The sequence below is a fragment of the Flavobacterium sp. LHD-85 genome (assembly GCF_030929595.1).
GTDB lineage: Bacteria > Bacteroidota > Bacteroidia > Flavobacteriales > Flavobacteriaceae > Flavobacterium.
This window is the reverse complement of sequence record NZ_JAVFVR010000006.1, coordinates 205,717-226,335: the sequence shown is the minus strand read 5'-3', so window position 1 is coordinate 226,335 and position 20,619 is coordinate 205,717. Positions and strand designations below refer to the sequence as shown.

At 32.1% G+C, this 20,619-nt stretch carries 14 protein-coding genes and 1 other RNA gene; 9 read left to right on the top strand and 6 right to left on the bottom strand.

What is annotated here, in order from left to right; genetic code table 11:
• The first annotated feature begins 18 nt into the window (after window positions 1-18).
• The 5 genes from RB618_RS12655 (at window position 19) to RB618_RS12635 (ending at window position 8,197) form a co-directional block, all read left to right on the top strand.
• On the top strand, window positions 19-501 hold the full coding sequence (locus tag RB618_RS12655; protein WP_308069051.1) for an N-acetyltransferase family protein: 483 nt from the start codon (window positions 19-21) through the stop codon (window positions 499-501).
• Window positions 480-1,196, top strand: a complete 717-nt coding sequence (locus tag RB618_RS12650; RefSeq protein WP_308069050.1) for a hypothetical protein — start codon at window positions 480-482, stop codon at window positions 1,194-1,196. Before RB618_RS12655 ends, RB618_RS12650 begins: the two co-directional genes overlap by 22 nt.
• Window positions 1,193-3,127 (top strand): radical SAM protein, encoded by a 1,935-nt coding sequence (locus RB618_RS12645; protein WP_308069049.1) that lies wholly within the window; start codon window positions 1,193-1,195, stop codon window positions 3,125-3,127. The genes RB618_RS12650 and RB618_RS12645 overlap by 4 nt, the downstream gene beginning before the upstream one ends.
• A gap of 354 nt (window positions 3,128-3,481) precedes the next feature.
• A complete protein-coding gene (locus tag RB618_RS12640) occupies window positions 3,482-5,914 on the top strand; it encodes an outer membrane beta-barrel family protein (protein WP_308069048.1) in 2,433 nt (810 codons plus the stop codon).
• A 42-nt stretch (window positions 5,915-5,956) separates the two neighbouring features.
• On the top strand, window positions 5,957-8,197 hold the full coding sequence (locus RB618_RS12635) for a peptidase domain-containing ABC transporter (RefSeq protein WP_308069047.1): 2,241 nt from the start codon (window positions 5,957-5,959) through the stop codon (window positions 8,195-8,197).
• Window positions 8,198-8,448: 251 nt separating this feature from the next.
• Here RB618_RS12635 and ssrA read toward each other — a convergent pair.
• Window positions 8,449-8,846: a transfer-messenger RNA gene (gene ssrA / locus RB618_RS12630) on the bottom strand.
• Window positions 8,847-8,993: 147 nt separating this feature from the next.
• Window positions 8,994-10,196, bottom strand: coding sequence for a serine hydrolase domain-containing protein (locus RB618_RS12625; protein ID WP_308069046.1), 1,203 nt, complete (start codon window positions 10,194-10,196; stop codon window positions 8,994-8,996).
• Between the two features lie 241 nt (window positions 10,197-10,437).
• On the opposite strand from RB618_RS12625, the gene RB618_RS12620 reads away from it, so the two are divergent.
• On the top strand, window positions 10,438-11,640 hold the full coding sequence (locus RB618_RS12620; protein ID WP_308069045.1) for an NAD(P)-dependent oxidoreductase: 1,203 nt from the start codon (window positions 10,438-10,440) through the stop codon (window positions 11,638-11,640).
• Window positions 11,641-11,800: 160 nt separating this feature from the next.
• Here the strand turns inward: RB618_RS12620 and fumC are convergent, their stop codons facing one another.
• Entirely contained in the window at window positions 11,801-13,186 is a 1,386-nt protein-coding gene (gene fumC / locus RB618_RS12615) for a class II fumarate hydratase (RefSeq protein ID WP_308069044.1), read from the bottom strand.
• A gap of 449 nt (window positions 13,187-13,635) precedes the next feature.
• Here fumC and RB618_RS12610 point away from each other — a divergent pair, with 449 nt between their 5' ends.
• Complete coding sequence (locus RB618_RS12610) at window positions 13,636-13,815, top strand: hypothetical protein (protein ID WP_308069043.1); 180 nt, start codon at window positions 13,636-13,638, stop codon at window positions 13,813-13,815.
• Between the two features lie 338 nt (window positions 13,816-14,153).
• Here the strand turns inward: RB618_RS12610 and RB618_RS12605 are convergent, their stop codons facing one another.
• Together RB618_RS12605 and RB618_RS12600 are read right to left on the bottom strand one after the other, a co-directional pair.
• Window positions 14,154-16,607 carry an outer membrane beta-barrel family protein gene (locus RB618_RS12605; protein WP_308069042.1) on the bottom strand — a complete coding sequence of 818 codons (2,454 nt, stop codon included), beginning with the start codon at window positions 16,605-16,607 and terminating at the stop codon, window positions 14,154-14,156.
• A gap of 91 nt (window positions 16,608-16,698) precedes the next feature.
• Complete coding sequence (locus tag RB618_RS12600; protein ID WP_308069041.1) at window positions 16,699-17,043, bottom strand: arsenate reductase family protein; 345 nt, start codon at window positions 17,041-17,043, stop codon at window positions 16,699-16,701.
• 117 nt (window positions 17,044-17,160) lie between these two features.
• On the opposite strand from RB618_RS12600, the gene RB618_RS12595 reads away from it, so the two are divergent.
• Entirely contained in the window at window positions 17,161-18,093 is a 933-nt protein-coding gene (locus tag RB618_RS12595) for a CPBP family intramembrane glutamic endopeptidase (protein ID WP_308069040.1), read from the top strand.
• A gap of 4 nt (window positions 18,094-18,097) precedes the next feature.
• Window positions 18,098-19,141: an AMP-binding protein gene (locus RB618_RS12590; RefSeq protein WP_308069039.1), complete on the top strand. Its 1,044-nt coding sequence runs from the start codon at window positions 18,098-18,100 to the stop codon at window positions 19,139-19,141.
• Window positions 19,142-19,289: 148 nt separating this feature from the next.
• Here the strand turns inward: RB618_RS12590 and RB618_RS12585 are convergent, their stop codons facing one another.
• Window positions 19,290-20,504 (bottom strand): methyltransferase domain-containing protein, encoded by a 1,215-nt coding sequence (locus RB618_RS12585; protein ID WP_308069038.1) that lies wholly within the window; start codon window positions 20,502-20,504, stop codon window positions 19,290-19,292.
• Between the last annotated feature and the right edge of the window lie 115 nt (window positions 20,505-20,619).

Sequence of the window (20,619 nt, the reverse complement as noted above, 5' to 3'; positions counted from 1 at the left end):
TAATTGAGGTAGTTTTTCATGAAAATTGTAAAAATAAAATCTTCGGATTACAAAGACATACTGAGAATATATAACGTTTATGTACAAAAAACGCTCTTTACATTCTCTGATGAGTTAATGAAAGATAGTGAAGCCATTCAATTAACAAATCAGGGAATCAAATATGCAGGATATGTAGCATTGAAAGATCAGGTAGTTATAGGTTTTGGTATCGCATATCCTTTTCGCGAAGAAAAGATTTTTAATAAGTCAATAAAATTGACATATTTTTTAAATCCTGCTTATTTAAGAAAAGGAATGGGAACTAAAATTTTAAATCACCTTTTTGTAGAATTAAAAGAAAAAGGATTTAAAGAAATAATAGTTAATATCTCTTCTTTAAATAAACCAAGCATTGAATTTCATAAAAAAAAAGGGTTTGTTGAGTGTGGTTTTTTTCAAAACATTGGCATAATTAAAGGACAGGAGATTAGTATGGTATGGATGCAAAAGAAAATATAGAAATGACACAAAAATTAGCTGATAGTTTCATTAAAAGTTCTATTTCATTGTATGAACAAAAGCTAACAAAAAGATTAAAAGAATTGGAGTTTACTCAAAAACGTTATCTAAATGACGGAAAATTGGTCAATTCTGAGAATAAATATTTTCCAGTAGCCTACAATTTTTACAAATGGGAATCTCATAAAGCCAATTTTAATTGGTTCGTTCTTCAAGGTTCTTTTAAATATGCTTCAAATATAGTTGCATGTTTGGCATTTCCAAAAAAGAAAAACATTCCAGTCCTTTCCATGAATTTGAATTTGAAACTAGATGCAAAAACTTTTAGCGTCATCCTTGGATATAAAACACCAAATCAATTACCTGAAAATCTATTTAATGATATTCAAGACAATGACTTAATAAAAGAAAAGCCAATATATAGAGATGATAATACGGAAAATTTTATAGGCACTCGTTTATCATTTGAAATTACAAGTGATATCATTGAAAAGACATTATGTAAAGCCGAACTTTATATTTTGTCTTGGTTGAATTATCTAGAATCTACGCAAGATAACAATATAAGCGCAATTGACTTTATTGATAAATACAAATCAGAATTAGAAAAACTGCACAAGGCAGATAAAACTGTTTACGATGAATTATTTGGAGACAGTTGGCTTTTTAATCTATTTAAAAATGAAATTTTATGAACATATTACTAATCTACCCGCCACAAGTTCGTTCGTTCATGCCACACCTTGCTCTACCATTAGTAAAGCAAGAACTCGTTAGACGTGGACATAATTGTAAAATTATTGATTTGAATTTGAAGTTTTATTTACATGTATTAAACAAAGCAACGCTGACTGATTCACAAAAAAAAATCGAAAAGGACATAGAGCTTTTTAAACAAAAATCCGATTTTTCCCAAGAGGAACTTGTATTATTTGCGCGAAAATCTTCTGCTTTGATTCGTTCACAATATATAATTGATAACGTCGATCTTGCATTAGAAATATTTAACGGGCAAAAATTCTACGATTTTGGAAATTATAAATTTGCTTTAAAAATTTTTGAAGAAGCCTTGGAACTTTTTTCAAGTAATTACGGTTTTACCGATATAGGAGTGTCAAGATTTAGAATGAGATATGGAGTTAGCAATAGCAATGAACTTTTGCATGCTTGCGAAGATGAAAATGAGAATCCATTTATAAAATTATTTCCTAGCTGGTTGCAATCTGAATTGGAAGTATTCAAACCTGATGCAATTGCAATTACTTTTTCTATGGATGAGCAATTGATTCCAGGATTTACTTTAGCAAAATATTTAAGAAAAAAATGGGGAGGGTTAATGGTTGCTGGAGGAGGAATGATAACACGTTTGAAAAATGAACTGCCTAAGCATGCTATACTTTCTCAAATATTTGATGCGTATTACCCATATGCTAATGCTTCAAAATTCTGTGACCTTCTTGATGTTAAAGAAAAAAGAACATATAGAGCTCCAGATAAATTTTCAGATTTATGTCCTGACTTTTCAGATCTTCCTCTTGATGATTATTTAGCACCTGTAAGATTATTGCCATTTGAATTAACTATTGGTTGTAGTTATGCAAAATGTTTCTACTGCAATCACTATAAAACATATGGAGATTATAGATATGGAGATGCTTCATCTGCTGCCAATCATTTAAAAGTTTTGTCAGAAAAGTACAATGCAAAACATTTCTACTTCGTTGATGAGGATCTTGTTCCAAAATTTGGGGAAGAATTATCTGTTTGTTTGAAAGAGATGAAAGTAGAAATTTATTGGATGATTTTTGGAAGATTACACAAAGCATGGAAAAAAGAAACTTTTAAAAAATTAAAAGATGGAGGTTGTAAAAGGCTTATATGGGGGCTAGATAGTGTTACAGATAGGATTCAAGGTAAGATGAATAAGTTCACAGACTTAAAGTATGCTGAAGATTTACTACAATGGTCATCGAATTATGGTATCACAAATTCGTTGAATTTTATGGTTGGTTATCCTACCGAAACAAAAGAAGAAGCCCTGAATATTATTGATTTTCTCCAAAAGAATAAACCTTCATTACAAAATGTTGGGACTGCAATTGCAGTATCAAACTTTATGTTGGTAAAAGATGCAGCTTGGGACAAAATGGAAGTGTTACCAAAAGTCAAGCATGCTGAAGATTTAGCAATATACTATGAATTTGATGTTAAAGAGGGCTTAACGATGGAAGAAACGCCAGCTTTTGCTCAAGAGATACAGGATATTGGAGTTGATGTACTTTCTATAGGTAAATATAACCCAGCTCTAAGAGAACTCGCGCTCTTATATTGCTCTCGTTATAATTCTGTAGATGAAATTCCCATAAGTCATATTGAAGGTAATACTACTGGTATCAAAATGCACCATTTACCTATAAATCTTGAATCCTTATATAAAAAGATAAATTATGCAATGTCCGAATTGCCATTCACTTCGGAGCAGTTTAAATCAAATTGGTGGAGAATAGTTGATGAAAAAAAAATAGAGGATGAAAATGTAGGAAATATATATTCTTATAAACTAAAAACAAACTATAATGAAGTTTGTTTTCAATTGCCAATTTCTCTAGAATTAGTTATTAAATAAATAGCACTTTATCTATAGTACGTTTCATAAAGTAAGTTAATTAATTATATCTTATTGTTTTCTCTACAGAATAGTGGATAAAATCAAAAAAGAAAAAAGTACTTATGATCAAAATTATCGCGGAAACAACAATTTATTATATTATAAAACCTTTCCGTTTTTCTTTTGAGGGCATTAATATTACAATAGTACATTCTAGCCTTAAGTGTAACACTATCATAGATTTACTTTTTATTTAAATAGTTTTTCGAGTAAGCATAATTTTTGGCAGTTTATTGGTGTCAATCGACCCCAAAAAAAAACAATTTAAAAACAGACTTTGTTAAGCAAAGACTATTTATAACATAAGAAGATATGAAAAGAGGTATTTTGTATTTCCTAATATCACTAATAGTAAATATCAATATTTCATATTGCCAAGGCAAACTAGATTTTCAAATAACTGGACAATTGAAATCTGAAAGCACAATGATATATGGGGTTACAGTTGTCGCGAGCAATACATATGATACTTCTATTAAATATTATGGTATTTCCGATTCTGTTGGCAACTTTTCTATTAAAATAACAACACAAGGGGTGTATAAAATACTTGCAGAAACACAAACCAACGTTTTTGATTTTCCTAAACTGATTAAAGTAGATAATAATGGTTGTTTGAATATTGGAAGTAGTAAAGCTTTGATTAAAACTGAAGAACTTAATAGTGTTACTGTAATTGGAGAACGATCACTAATAAAAAGAAAATCAGATAGAATCATATTTAACCCACAAGGAAATTCTAACTTACAAAGCTTAACAGCCGATGAACTATTAAATAGAATACCATTTACTGTCATGAATGCATTAGGAGAAATTAGCATAAGAGGAATTTCCGGAGCTCAAATCCAAATCAATGGAAAACCTTATAAGCTGAGTAGCGAACAATTAATCTCTTATTTAAAATCAATTCCAGTAAGTAATATTGAAGACGTTGAAGTCATAACAACACCATCTTCCAAATTTGATGCCGAGGGTAATGCAGGTATCATAAATATTAATTTAAAAAAAGAAAAATCTTTAGGCACTATATATACATTGAAAGTTAACTTCGACCAAACACGCTTATCAAAATTCGGTTTTTTTGGAGATATAACATATCGAAGCAAAGCTTCATATTTACAGGTTAACCTAAATAGCTCTACTGGAAAATATTATAGAGGCGAGTTATTAGAGAATAATTATCGACTCTCAGATAACAACATATTTTGGAAACAAAAAATGGACAGAACTAGATTGAAAAGTGACAATAATTACAGCGTAGTTTATGAATACTCATTTATACCAAAGTTTAGTGTAGGAATATCAGTTACAGGCAGTTTTTTTTACGATGACATGTTGCTTACTAGCCACTCGGATATTTCAAAATGCAACAATTCTATTGACTCCTCTATGCATACGACCAATCAAGTTTTAACAACTAACCAAACACATAGTACAAATGCTTTTGCAAAAAAACTAATTGGGAAACGCAATGATGAACTTTCTTTTGATATTGACTATACATATTTTCAAGAACGACAAGACACAAGAACGAAAACAGACTTTATAGATGGGCACAGTTTTATGATATATGATAGCAATGATTTTGCAAGTTTCACACCAAGAAAAATTAATATAATTTCTGGTAAGTTAGATTATGTTATGAAGCTGTCAACCCAATCCTCATTTTCGTTCGGAAGCAAGTTAAGCACAATCGAAACGAATAATGATGTACGTTATATAAATTATGAAAAAGTAGCTTCAATTGGAATAGTAGATACCATAAGAAGTAATATTTTTAGCTATAAAGAATCTAACGTCGCTGTCTATTCGAATTATTGGCGTGCTTATAGTTCTGGTATTGAGTTTCAAGTAGGACTGCGAAGTGAATCTTTTAGATATAAAGGAGAAGAGAAAAATTTGAGAATCGAGAACCAATATTTTAAAATTTTTCCATCATTTTCTTTTTCAATTCCCCAAAATGACTTTGTATATAAAGCTTCATATAGTTATAGAATTAATAGACCTACTTTTTCTGATTTAAATCCATTTAGATTCTATACCAATCCATATATTTATGCAGAAGGTAATCCGTTGTTAATGCCTTCATTTTCTCATAATTTGGAAATCAGCACCAGCATAAAAAGAGCATTTTCAGTAATGTTATTTGGTGTATTCACGTCAGATTTATTTATTCAAATTCCAAAACTGGATGATACTAATCAAACTTTTATTTACAATAAACTTAATATGGATAACGACAACATTTTAGGTTTATCCTTTTATTACAATAAGGGAATAACTAAGTTTTGGAATATTGCTACATCTAACAGTATTTTCAATCATTCAATCAACAGTAATGTTTATAACACACGATTAAAAAAACAATTAACTTCTTACCAAATCCAATTAGTAAATTCCTTTAAAATTCAAAAATTAAATAATCTAAGTTGTGAGATTTCTTTAAATTATCTTTCATCCACGTTTAAAGGGCTTTATAACTTAGATAGAACATATAATATTGATGTCTCATTATCTCAGTTAGTATTAAAAAATAGAGTTTCCTTAAGTTTAAATTTTCTTGATATTACAAATGGTAAAATATATAAGACTCAAACCGATTTTGAAAACATGAACACTAATTTTATTCAAAATTTTGACCTTAGAACAATTCGCCTTTCTATGTTATATAAATTTGGAAAAACTACTGTGGAGAGTGGGAAAAATAAAAAAGGGAGTAATACAGATGAATTAAATAGACTTTGATCAGTTGTTTTTATATTAATGTTTTTTTTTAAATATCTAAATATGAGCACCCCATTTTTAAATTTTAAAAATAAATTTAAAGTATTTAGGCAGTTAGATTCAAGTGATTGTGGGTTAGCATGTTTACAAATGATTAGTAAGTATTATGGTAGGTTTATTTCATTAAACCAGTTGCAGCAAATTGCAAATAAAGATAAATTAGGGGTAAATCTCTTATCCTTAAAAAAAATTGCGCAAACCTTATGTCTTAATTCTAAAGTTGTAAAAATGGAATTAGCACAACTTCAAGATGGAATAATTCCTTTGCCTTGCATATTACATTGGAATCAGAATCATTTTGTTGTAATTCCTCCGCAAAAATTAACAAATATAGCAGTGAAAGGAGTAAAAATTGCCGATCCAGCCAAAGGATTAGTAAACATATCCTATTCAAAGTTTGTATTAAATTGGACAAATAATACTGAGCAGAAAGGCTATGGACTAATTCTACAGCCATATTCGAATTTTTGCAGGCAAACACAAAAAATACAAGCAACCAATAGTAGTTTAATAAACTTATACAAATACATCAAAGAAGAAAAAGTAAAAATTAGCATTATTGTTGTTTGTGTAATACTTGAGGCTATAGTTGCCTTAATTTTTCCTTTTTTGACCCAGAGATTATTTGATACAGGAATAATTCCTAAAAATATGGATATAATCAATCTGGTTATCCTTTCACAATTTGGAATAATTCTTTTAAGTTTATTTGCAAAAATTCTTCGAGGGTGGCAACTACTATTTTTAAATTCCAAAATAATACGGAGTTTATTGTCTGAATATATTTCACGATTGATGAAATTACCTGCATCATTTTTTGATTCTCGAAAAGTAGGGGATATCACTCAGAGAATAGCAGATCATGATAAAATAGAATCATTTCTTACATCAGGTTATTTTTCTTCTTTGCTTTCAGCTCTTTCATTAATAATATATATATTTATATTAGGTCATCTACATTTACCCATTCTAGGAGTATTTAGTATCGGCTCAATAATTGCTATTATTTGGATCATTTCATTTTTAAAACGAAAAAAAAATCTTGACTATATTAGATTTGAATTATTAGCTGAAAGCCAAACATCACTCATCGAATCAATCGGAGGAGTATTAGATATCAAAGTATTTGATAGTAATGTTTTTCGAATTAATAAATGGAATTTACTGCAAGAAAAATTATATAGAACTAATATTGAAATCCTAAAAACATCTCAATTGCAATTAATGGGAAGTCTATTTTTTTCTCAAACAAAAAATATTTTAATTTCACTTTTAGGAGGATATGCAGTAGTAAAAGGAGAATTGAGTATTGGAGGACTAATGAGCATCATTTTTATAATAACTCAAATGAATTCGCCAATTGAAAATCTTTTGGATTTCTTACTGTCCTCACAAGAAGCGAAGTTGAGCCTTGAAAGATTAAATGATTCAAATACAACTAATACAGAAATAGAAATTTTTAATAAAAATAACTTTGGCAATAAAAATACAGTAGATAAATTTAGAGGAGATATTATTCTTACTAACGTTGCATTTTCTTATTTTGGAAACACAAAAACACGAGTATTACAAAATATATCAACAAAGTTAGAATTTGGGAAAACTACAGCGATCGTTGGGGCAAGTGGTAGTGGCAAATCAACATTACTCAAGCTATTACTCAAAATATACGATCCAAACTCTGGTTCTATTTGTATTGGTTGTAATGATATATCATTGTTAAATCCTGATATATGGAGACAACATTGTGGGGTAGTGCTCCAGGGTGGTTTTATTTTTTCAGATACGGTAATCAATAATGTAACAATGTCCGACACTAATGTTGATAGAGATAAACTAAATTCAGCATTAAATTTATCATTAGCTAATGAATTTGTTCAGAATTTGCCATTAATGGAGCGTACTAAAATTGGAGATTCTGGGATTGAATTAAGCACAGGTCAAAAACAACGAATATTAGTTGCTCGTGCTATTTATAAAAATCCAGACTACATATTTTTTGACGAAGCTACAAGTTCTCTTGATGCAAAAAATGAAAAAATATTAATGAAGAATATTCTTGACCATTTCAAAGGAAAAACGGTGATCATTATAGCACATCGTCTTTCTACTGTGAAAAATGCTGATCAAATAATTGTACTTGATAGAGGGGAAATAGAAGAGACTGGCACACATGAGCAACTAATCACTCAAAAAGGAAAATACTATGAACTCGTGAAAAATCAGTTAGAATTAGGGGAATAGTTGTCGTATCACAAGTCATCCCTTATCACAGAACCTCAAATAGACTACTATTATTTTACTGTAAAACAGGGTGATATTGAGACTGTCAATTCCAATGTAAAGAGTTTAGTTCGCTCTAAATCTGATTATCATTCTAGCTTAAAAGAAATGATCAAAAGTTTGTTTACAGTATGACAAATTTAAATTCATTAACACTTAAACTGTCAGCCAAAAAACAAAAAGCCTGTAAACAAAGAGTTTACAGGCTTTTTTTGTGGAGTCGCCGGGAATCGAACCCGGGTCCAAACAAGCAACTAAAGAGCTTTCTACACGCTTATTTCCTGATTGAATTTTCGATGTTGAGCTAGGCCAGAAACAACCACCCAACACTTATCTTCTTAATTTTCGAAATCCACCCGAAGCTCATGGAAATCTAGGTTTATTTTTACGGTTCCCCTGATCGGAACGCCACAAACCAAGGCTTTCCAGGAGAATCCAGCTTCTCTACCTTGTAGAGACGTGGCGCAATCGTACTATGATTCGGATTATGCAGCTAAAGCGTAATTATTTTCGCCGTGTAAAAGTTCGAGATCTTATATTTACGAGCAAGGTCTCAATGCTCGACGTGCTTACTGTTCAATTCGACTTGCTGTCAAAACCAGTCGACCCCAAAAATAAGTTTGCAAATTTATACTATTTGAAATTATTTTCTACTAAAAAAATTAAAAAAAGTCATAAAGTCGAAAGTCCAAAGTCAGCATTGGCAAATGTTTTTAAGACTTTACGACTTTTGACTTTCGGCTTTACGACTATAATTTTACTCTTCGTCTTTAAAATTAAAAGGATAATCTCCAAAAATCGGGGCTAGTTTACGAACCGCATAAGTATTTCTGGTCATTTTATTAGATAATGCAATAATCGTTACTCTTTCTTTCATCAAAGTAATGTAAGATGAGGTATTTCCGTGCCACCAGCCATTATGGAAATAGAAATTCTGTCCTGTTTCCCAATTAATCATTCTAATTCCAAGACCATAATTTTTGGTCCCTTTACGTTCGTTGCTGTAGCCAGTGTAGACTTGTTTTAACAATTCAGGTTTCAAGAAATCCGGTGATTGTCTGGCACGATCAAATTTTAAAAGATCTCTAGCAGTGGAGAAAATGTTTTTATCTCCGTAAACATTGTCTAGATAATCAAAACCAATTTCTACGCCATTACCTTTATAAGATGGGACAATTTTCTTTCTGTCCTTATCATCATCAAAAACGTAGGTATTTTTCATTCCAATCGGCTTGAAAATCATTTCTGACATTGCTTCTTTGTAGCTTAAACCAGTAATTTTTTCAATGATAAGGGCCAGCATTGCATAATTGGTGTTGCAGTAGCTGAAACGTGTTCCGGTTTTAGCTTCCAAACCAATATCTTTTGTAGCCAGAATGTCTAAAATATCTTTATTGGTCAATTGGTTATGTCTGTCCCAGATTGATTTATCGCGGTCAGTAAAGTAAGCGTAATTACGCATTCCTGTACGGTGATCCAATAACATTCTAATGGTGCATTCTTCGTAAGGGAAAGTCTTTAAAATAGTATTTACTTTTTGGTCTAAGTCAATTTTGCCAGCATTTACCAATTTTAAAACTGCTGTAGCCGTTAACACTTTGCTCACAGAAGCAATTTGTACAGGTGTGTCAGGAGTAATTTCAGTTCCCTCATTTTTATTGGCATAACCATTATATTTTTCAAATAAAATCTGTCCATTTTTGGCTACTAAGAAGCTTCCATTCATGGTATTATTTGGCCAATTTTTGTTGTAAAAGTGATTTATTCTGCCAACAACCGAGTTTTTATAAGCCTGTGAAACTTTCGGTTCAGCTCCTAACGGCTTCATTTTAGGTAAGGTATCTTCGACTGTCTGAGTTGTATCTGTTGCTGTTGTTTTGTTTTGGCCGCATGAGCTTAAAACAAGTATTGAAAAAAGTAATTGTGGTATCTTTGTCTTTTTAAGGAAAATCATTTTCATCGTTCTTTAAAAACAAATATATCGAATTCAATTTTGTTGTATTCTTGGTTCTGAGGCTTTATTTTGTGTTTTTTAACATTTTTTTAAGAAAAGCAAATTTTAGTCGATTGTTTTTCAGCTTATAACGGTTTTAAAACATTCTAAATAGAATTTTTGAAACAAAATTTTAACTAAATTTGTTATATTTGAAACAAATATGTTTTAAAAAGTTATATTATTAAATACTAAAAAACCACATTAAATGAAATTTGGAATCATAAAAGAGAGAAAAAACCCGCCAGATAGAAGAGTCGTATTTTCTCCAAATGAATTGACAAGGTTAAAACAGCTTTATCACGATGCCTCTGTAAAGGTTGAAAGTTCTGATATCAGAATATTTTCTGATGATGATTATAAAAATATGGGAATTACCGTTGCTGATGATGTATCTGACTGCGATGTTTTATTTGGTGTAAAAGAAGTTCCTGTAGACGATTTGATTCCAAACAAAGCTTATTTCTTTTTTTCTCATACGATTAAAGAACAGCCTCATAATAGAAAATTACTTCAGGCTATTTTAGAAAAAAATATTGATTTGTACGATCATGAAACGATTGTAAACGAACACGACCATCGTTTAATTGGTTTCGGAAAATATGCCGGAATGGTTGGTGTTTATAACGGAATTCGTGCATTTGGAATTAAATTCGAATTGTTCAAACTTCCAAAAGCAGAATCGCTTTCAGGAAAAGAAGATTTGATTAAGCATTTGAAACGCATTACAATGCCAGCCCTAAAATTTGTTGTTACAGGAACTGGAAAGGTTGGGAGTGGAGCCAAAGAAATTTTGGATGTGATAAAAGTAAAAGAAATTACGATTGATAATTATTTGACTAAAAAATACGCTCAGGCAGTTTATGTGCAATTGGATGTTTTGGAATATAACAAAAGAAAAGACGGTCAGGTTTTAGATTTTGTAGATTTTGTAAATCATCCTGAAGAATATGAATCTGATTTTGAAAGATTCACGAAGGTTTCAGATATTTATTTTGCTGGACATTTTCACGCCAATAATGCTCCAATGATTTTGACAAAAGAAATGCTAAATGCAAGCGATTGTAAATTGAAGGTTGTGGCTGATATTTCTTGTGATGTTAATGGGCCAATTGCCTGTACAATACGTTCGTCAACAATTGAAGAACCTTTGTATGGATATTTTCCTTTAGAAGATCGTGAGGTAGACTTCTTTCACCCAGCGGCAGTTGCGGTAATGGCTGTAGATAATTTGCCTTGCGAAATCCCAAAAGATGCTAGTGAAGGTTTCGGAGAGCAATTTATGGAACATGTAATTCCAGCTTTCTTCAACGGTGATAAAGACGGAATTTTAAAACGTGCCAAAATCACTGAAAATGGAAAATTGACGGAAAGATTTAGTTATTTGCAAGATTACGTGAATAATGGTTAATTATTAATTATAAATGGTTAATGAAAAAGAGCTTTCTAAATTTTAGAAAGCTCTTTTTTTATTAGTATCGATGAGAATTAATAATTTACCATTAACAATTAACAATTAACAATTAACAATTAACAATTAACCATTAACAATTAACCATTAACAATTAATCTTAAACCATATCTTCAGGTTTCACCCAAGCATCAAAGTCTTCAGGAGTTACGTAGCCTAAACGAACAGCTTCATCTTTTAGAGTTGTTCCGTTTTTGTGAGCGGTTTGAGCAATTTCTGCCGCTTTATAATATCCGATTTTGGTGTTTAATGCGGTAACCAACATAAGCGAATTGTCTACTAATTCTTTGATGCGTTTATGATTTGGTTCGATTCCTTGAGCGCAATGTTCGTCAAAAGAAACGCAAGCGTCACCTAGCAATTGTGCCGATTGTAAAAAGTTGGCAGCCATTACAGGTTTAAAAACGTTCAATTCGTAATGTCCTTGCATTCCTCCAACAGCAATTGCCATATCGTTTCCAATAACTTGTGCGCAAACCATGGTTAAAGCTTCGCATTGCGTTGGGTTTACTTTTCCAGGCATAATAGAAGATCCTGGTTCGTTTTCAGGAATATGAATTTCGCCAATTCCAGAACGTGGGCCAGAAGCTAACATTCTGATATCATTAGCAATTTTATTTAAGGAAACAGCCAATTGCTTTAAAGCTCCGTGTGTTTCTACAATGGCATCGTGTGCGGCAAGCGCTTCAAATTTGTTTTCTGCTGTTACAAAAGGATGGTTGGTAAATTTGGCAATATATTCTGCGACTTTTACATCGTAGCCTTTTGGTGTGTTTAATCCAGTTCCGACAGCAGTTCCTCCAAGAGCGATTTCAGATAAGTGGGCTAAAGTATTTTTTAAAGCTTTTAATCCGAAGGCTAATTGGGCAGCGTAGCCTGAAATTTCTTGTCCAAGTGTTAATGGTGTAGCATCCATTAAATGTGTTCTTCCGATTTTGACAACGTCTTTGTATTCGGTTGCTTTTTTTGCTAAAGTGGCATGAAGTTTTTCTACGCCAGGAATAGTAGTTTCTACAACCATTTTGTAAGCAGCGATGTGCATTCCGGTTGGGAAAGTGTCGTTTGACGATTGTGATTTGTTCACATCGTCATTAGCTTTTATGAATTGTTCGCCTTCGCCAATTTCAAAACCTTTAAGAACTTGAGCGCGGTTGGCAATTACTTCGTTTACATTCATGTTGCTTTGCGTTCCAGAACCCGTCTGCCAGATCACAAGAGGAAACTGATCGTCTAGTTTGCCTTCAAGGATTTCGTCGCAAACTGCTGCAATCGCGTCTCTCTTTTCGATTGGTAAAACTCCTAAATCGTAATTGGCGTATGCCGCAGCCTTTTTGAGATAAGCAAAGCCTTCTATGATTTCTTTTGGCATAGAGCCTGAAGGTCCAATTTTGAAATTATTTCTCGAGCGTTCTGTTTGTGCACCCCAATATTTATCGGCTGGGACTTGAACTTCTCCCATGGTGTCTTTTTCTATTCTGTATTTCATTATGTTGTAAATATGTTGTTTGTAAAAATGTATTCTGTTTGGGTAAATGGAACACGGATAATGCTGATTTACTTCGTAAAAACGCGGATTAAAACGGATTTTTTATTTTGGTGTTTTGTAAAATTTCTTTTCAATATGAATTTTAGCCCCGATAGGAGTGGAAATCCTTTTATGTTTTTTCTTTAAAAACATAAAAGATTACTTCACTAAACATTTATTTTAATCGGAGTTAAGTGAACTTCGTTTGTAGCGGATAGCGGGAAATAGCTCCTTAAAACACTCATATTCTTCTAATTTAGGCAGTTGAATAATATTCGGGAAAAAGTCCTTATTTAAAATGAGTATAAATATACGGATAAATGTTATTTAACGAAAATTGATTTAGATTTTATTGCTGAGAAAAAATATATACCCTACATTTGTCGTAACATTCAAAAATTCCGGAAAACATGTTTGAATTTTCACAGTACTTAGGCTTTTTACTTTTCTTAACCATTCTAACTATAGGGTTTTGGTTAATGTTTTTCTTAGTTGGTTTCGTATCTTACTGGGTTACGGGTGCTAGCTGGGAAATGATTAAAGAAAAAAGAGCCAGAAAAAGACAAGAAGAACAATCTGTTAAATTATAATAGATTGATGTCATAAGAAAAGAACCCAATAGGGTTCTTTTTTTTTGTTTCACAAAAAATGAAATTTTAATATTAGAAATTTCAAATTCCAAATTGAAGCATGTTTAAAACCTGTCGGATTTCGTTAGAAATAGAAAAATCCAAATTTCAAATTTCCAAACTTTGTATTTAGAACTTAGTTAAAGTTTTAAACTTTGACTAAGTTAGATGATTAAATAAATTGGCTAAAAAGAAAAATTCCAAATCCCAATCGTAAAAGTTGGAATTTGGAATTTTTTTATTGATATTTTTTATCCAGTTTGGAATTTGGAATTTCTAATATTGGAATTTAACTTATGTTATCCTGGAAAATCTCCGCCACCTTCACCACCGCCATCGTTTCTTGGCTGTGCATTTTTATCTCTTTCTCCTTTTGGTTTGTTGAAACGATAAGTGAATGATAAATTGAATTGACGCTTACGGAACTGAAATTCGCTATATGAATTTACATCGTCTAGATACGTGTAAGATCTCATTTTTCTTGAATTGAATACGTCACTAATGTTGAAAGCAATGGTTCCTTTGTCTTTCATTACATCTTTGCTGAAAGCAGTATTCATTCCGAATTGACCTAAGTTTTTACCTTGAGCCGTTTTTTGTTCTCCGTTGTACATTGCAGTTAACTGCCAGTCAATTTTGTATGGTAATGTAACCTTAGAGTTTACTCTTGCGAACCAAGAGTTAGCTTGATTATCTAAATCCTGAACGATAAGTTCGTTTTTTGTGTCATAATAACTATGGCTTCCAGTTGTTTTTACATTAAAGAAGTTAAAGTTGCTGTTTAGTTTCCACCATTTGTATGGAGTGTAATTGAATGTAAATTCGAAACCAAATTTTTGCTCTTTTCCTAAATTAATAGGCTGACTTTTGATTACTGGAATTCCGTTAACCTCGTCTCCTGTAGGAGATCGCACAAAGCTGAAAACATCTTTTGTGTCTTCAAAATATGCCGATGTATTGAAGGTTACTTTATCCCATTTTTTGATATACCCAATATCATATTTGTCTGTTAAAGACGGATCTAAATCAGGGTTTCCTTGAAAGATGTTAACGTTACTAGCGTAGTTTACGGCAGGGTTCATGAAACGCCCTCTTGGTCTTGATAAACGTTTGCTATAGCTTGCAGATAAATTGCTTTGATCTGAGATTTCATAACTAATGAAAGCGCTTGGAAATAAGTTGTTGTATTTTTTAGTATTGAAATCGCTGTTATCTAGTAAGTTAACATGAATATCTGTGTCTTCCCATCTTAAGCCAAATAAATAAGAGAATTTATTTGCTTTGAAACCATACTGTGTGTAAAGTGCATTGATGTTTTCTTTGTATTCTAAAGTATTAGATAGGTTAGGATCTTTTGCTCCGCCATTTTCAGTTACGTAGTATTCGTTGTTTAGATCACCAAAACTTCCTTTATAACCTGCCTCAAACTGACTTCCTTTTCCTAGAGGAAGAACATAATCTGCTTGAAATAATACTTGTTTTTGTATCTGATCGTTTAATGTATTATTAAAATTTGGTGAAGCCGTAATTTGGCTATAGCTGTCATCTGTATTTCTTGATATAGAAAGATCTGCGGTAAGTTTGTGTCCTTTATCGTTGAAATTTTTAATCAAGTTTGAAGTGTACTCAAAATTCTCACTTCCTGTATCAGCATCGTTTAAACGATACGTTGTTCCCGTGTAATTATGGGCTGCATCGTAGTTATAATAGTTGATCAAATCTCGATCATCACCAGTATTTTTCTGGTAATTGATAGCATTTGTCCAAAACGTAGATGGCGTTATGGTCCATTCAACACCAGCTCTTCCGTTAAAACCTTTTCTAATACGTTTTGTGTCACGGTCTTCATCTAAGAAACTTTTTGTTGTACCATTTGGATTTAAATATTCAGAATTTGTCTGGCCAGCGCCTTCTGTAGTTCTGTAGTTGTAGCCAGCTGTTGTAAAATAGTTTAACTTTTCAGTTTTATAATTCAAATTGGCACTTGCGCCATACGTTTCAGGTAAACCCGTTGAAGCAATAAAAGTTCCGTTGAAACCTTGGTTTTTTCCTTTTTTAAGAACAATATTGATAATTCCAGAACCACCTTCTGCATCATAACGCGCAGATGGATTTGTGATTACTTCTACTTTGTCAATGGCATCAGCAGGAAGTTGTCTTAAAGCTTCTGCTACGTTGATTGCTTGCGAAGGTCTTCCGTCAATTAAAATGCGGATATTATCACTTCCTCTTAAACTTACATTTCCTTCAGTATCAACAGAAACAGATGGTACGTTGTCTAAAACATCGCTAACGCTTCCGCCTTTTACAATCATGTCTTGACCAACATTGTAAACTTTTTTGTCCAGTTTAATTTCTACTGTAGATTTTTCAGCACGAACTACGACTTCATTTAATTGAGCCGCATCTTCAGATAGGTTTACGACACCTAAATTGGTGTCATCTTGGATGCTTTTTTGTTTAATTTCAGTTGATTTAAAAGAAATAAACTCCACTTTTATATCGTAAGTTCCGGGTGCGACCGCAACTTCAAATTCTCCTTTCGGGTTTGTGATTCCTCCGGCAACAACTTTTGTGTCATTTGGAGCAGTTAGCGAAATTGTAGCATATTCTAAAGGTTGTTTGCTTACTTTCTCAAAAACTTTTCCAGTGACTTTTACTTTGTTTTTGCCGCCTGGGCTTCCTTGTTGAGAGTAATTGTAAAAACTTGTAAACAAGAATACAAGCAATACAGCAAATTTGATTTTTTTCATTTTCTGGTTTTCTTTTTCTCTTTAGACGGCAAATGTAGTTTTTGGTTTAAAGGGAAAAATCACAAAAAAATGTTAATAGGGTATTTTAGAATCAATCTAAAAAAGAAGCAACAAGTTCTGGGTCTCGGCCAATTATGGCTTTTCCGTCTTTTACAACAATAGGACGTTCAATTAAAATTGGGTTTTCTACCATAGCAGTAATAATTTCATCATTGCTTAAGGTTTTGCCTTTAAAATTTTCGATCCAGATTTTTTCTTTTGTTCTAACGAGTTGGATTGGTTCAAGATTTAATTGTCCCAATAATGTTTTTAATTGATCAAAAGATGGGATTTCGCTTAAGTAAGGTATAATTTCGAATTCTTGTTTCGATTGTTCAATAAAAGCAAGGCAGTTTCTCGATTTTCCGCATCTCGGATTATGGTAAATTTGTATCATTTTGTTATATTTAATCGTTTCAAATATTCTTACAATAAAAAAGAGGTATTTTAGCAATACCAAAAGTAAGATTAACTTATCGAATTTGAATTCTCATTTTTTTAAAATTTTAAATTTATGTTTTTAGAACAAGGGATTAAACCCGAAAATAAATTTTGGAAATATCTTCTAGGATCAGTCTTTATTATTTCAGCGTCTTTTGTAGGCCAAATTCCATTAATAGCTGCCATAGAATTTAAAGCAGATTTAGAGGGTAAAAATTTTTCGACTGCTAGTGGAAATTACATGAAAATATTTGAACCCAATATTACGCTTTTCTTAGCAATGATTTCTTTTGTTTTTGCTATTGCTGGAATTTATTTGGTGGTAAAATACAAGCATAATCAAACTTTTTTATCAGTTACCACTTCAAGACCAAAAGTAGATTGGAATCGAATTCTTTTTTCTTTCTTTTTATGGAGTTCGATTTCTGTTTTAAGTTTTTTTATTATTTATTTCATTTCTCCAGAGAATTTTGTTTTAAATTTTAAATTAGGACCTTTTCTTATTTTGGTCGCTATAGGAACTATTTTAATTCCCATACAAACCAGCACAGAAGAATATGTTTTTAGGGGGTATTTAATGCAGGGGTTTGCCAATTTAGCGCACAATAGGTGGTTTCCGCTTGTTATGACTTCTGTTATTTTTGGGTCTTTGCACTGGGGTAATCCTGAGATATCTAAAATGGGTGATGTAGTGATGATTTATTATATGGGTACAGGTCTATTTTTGGGAATAATTACTTTAATGGATGAAGGAATGGAATTGGCGCTTGGTTTTCACGCTGCTAATAATCTTGTGGGAGCATTACTAGTGACCTCCGACTGGTCTGCATTTCAAACTCATGCAATATTTAAAGATCTTTCAGAACCGTCAGTAGGAATAGACGTGCTTCTGCCAGTTGTTGTTATTTATCCTATTGTACTATTTATTTTTAGTAAAAAATACGGATGGACCAACTGGAAAGAAAAACTAACAGGAAAAATTAGTAATGTTGAATTAAACGCTTAAGAATATGCAAAACTTAACTCATAATAACGTTCACAATTATTTCAAATTAAATGGATACCATTTAAATGCAAAAGATTTGTGCCGTGTCGCTTATAGTTTTATCAAAGAAGGAGATAGCTACGAACAATCTATTGGAGAGTTTTTTTTAGACTGGTTTGATAAAAAAGACTATATCGAAATGACCACTTCTGGAACAACAGGCCTGCCAAAATTAGTTAGGCTGAAAAAACAAGCCATGATACAGTCGGCGCTAGCAACGGGAGATTTCTTCGATTTAAAACCAGGAGATAAAGCTTTATTGTGTCTTCCAACTCAGTTTATTGCTGGGAAGATGATGCTGGTAAGAAGTTTAATTTTAGGTTTAGAATTGGATGTAGTTTCGCCAAGTCTTCATCCGTTGGAATTAAATACAACGACTTACGATTTTGTGGCAATGGTGCCGCTTCAGGTTCAGAATTCTATTGCTGGACTTTCAAAAGTACGCAAGTTAATTATTGGAGGTGCAAAATTAGATTCGGCTCTTGAAGAAAAATTACTGCCTCTTAAGACAGAAATTTACGAAACATATGGAATGACCGAAACGATCACGCATATTGCTGCAAAACGTTTGGGAGATTCTGTTTTTTCGATTCTTCCAAATGTGAAAATTTCTCAAGACGATCGTCAGTGTCTGGTGATTAATGTTGCTACTATTTCTGATGAACCAATTGTTACCAATGATTTGGTTGAATTGTTGAACGAGCAGCAATTTAAATTTTTAGGGCGAATTGATAATGTAATCAATAGTGGAGGAGTGAAGCTGATTCCAGAACAAATCGAAGCTAAATTGATTGGAAAAATTGCCAATAGATTTTTTGTAACAGGACTTCCGGATACTACTTTAGGAGAAAAATTGGTTTTGGTTATTGAAGGAGAAAAACAAGAATTTGAACCTGATTTCTTTGATGTTTTAGGAAAGTATGAAAAGCCAAAAGAGATCGTTTTTGTTTCAAAATTTAAAGAAAACGAAAATGGAAAGTTGCTACGTAAACCAACCTTACAAGAGTAAAAATCCAATTTTTGAAGTTCCAAATTCCAATGCTTCAAAAGAAATTCCAAAATAAAAAAATTCCAAATTCCAATTGTAAAAGTTGGAATTTGGAATTTTTAGTATTGAGTTATTCCAAAATAAATTGGAATTTAAATATTTGAATTTCCTATTTTTTACGTTCTAGTAATGCCATATAAAATCCGTCAAAACCAGATTCTGAAGCTAACATTTTACGATCTTCAATAAAAGTAAATTGTTGCCCGATTTCTGTTTTTAAGAACTTTTCTACTTGCTCTTGATTTTCTGATGGTAAAACCGAACAAGTTGCATAAACTAATTTTCCGCCTGGTTTTACAATTTTAGAATAGCTTTCTAAAACTTCACTTTGAACTTTGCGAATGTTGTCGATAAACTCAGGCTGTAATTTCCATTTAGAATCAGGGTTTCTTTTCAGAACTCCTAATCCGCTACATGGGGCATCAATTAAAACACGATCCGCTTTTTCGTGTAATTTTTTGATCACTTTTGTGCTGTCGATAATGCGGTATTCAATATTAAAAGCGCCATTTCTTTTTGCTCTTAATTTCAACTGCTTCAATTTACTTTCGTACAAGTCCATTGCAATCAATTGCCCTTTATTTTCCATTAAAGAAGCCATATGCAATGTTTTTCCTCCTGCTCCAGCGCAAGTATCTACAACACGCATTCCTGGTTTTACATCCAAGAATCCTGCTACAAGTTGAGAGTTGGCATCTTGAACTTCAAAAAGTCCTTGTTTAAAAGCATCTGTCAAAAATACATTGGCTCTCTCTTTTAAAACAAGAGCTTCTGGCTGGTCTTTTAAATATTCTGTTTCAATATTTAAATCCATCAATGTATTTCTTAAGCTTTCTTTAGTACCTTTTAAAGTGTTGGTTCTAAGGATCACTTTTGCAGGCTGATTTTGTGCCGAAATTTCTTTTGCCCAAACTTTTTCTCCAAGTTCTTTCACACCCAATTCATCCATCCAATCGGGAATAGATTCTTTGATGGCTCTAGTCTTAGATAATTCGTCAAAACGACCTTTTATTTTTCTTTCAGGAGTTCCTTCCAATTGTCTCCAATCTGGAATTGGATAACCGCGTAAAACAGCCCAAACTGCAAACATTCTCCATAGATTGTCTCTGTCGTAAGGTTCTTTTACTTCGGCAATTTCAGCGTATAATCGTTTCCAGCGAACAATTTCGTATATGGTTTCAGCAACAAACTTCCTGTCAGAACTTCCCCAACGTTTGTCTTTTTTTAATGCTCTAGCTACCACTTTGTCGGCATATTCTCCTTCGTTGAAAATTGCATTTAAAGAGTCAATGGTAGTATAAACTAAATTTCTGTGTAATCTCATTTCTATATTTTGAGTTGCAAAGGTACTATTAATTGATTGAAAGTTAAATTTTTAATAGTGAATCTTACTTTAGACTTTCACTAAATGAAAAAAACACTCTAATTTAGAGTGTTTT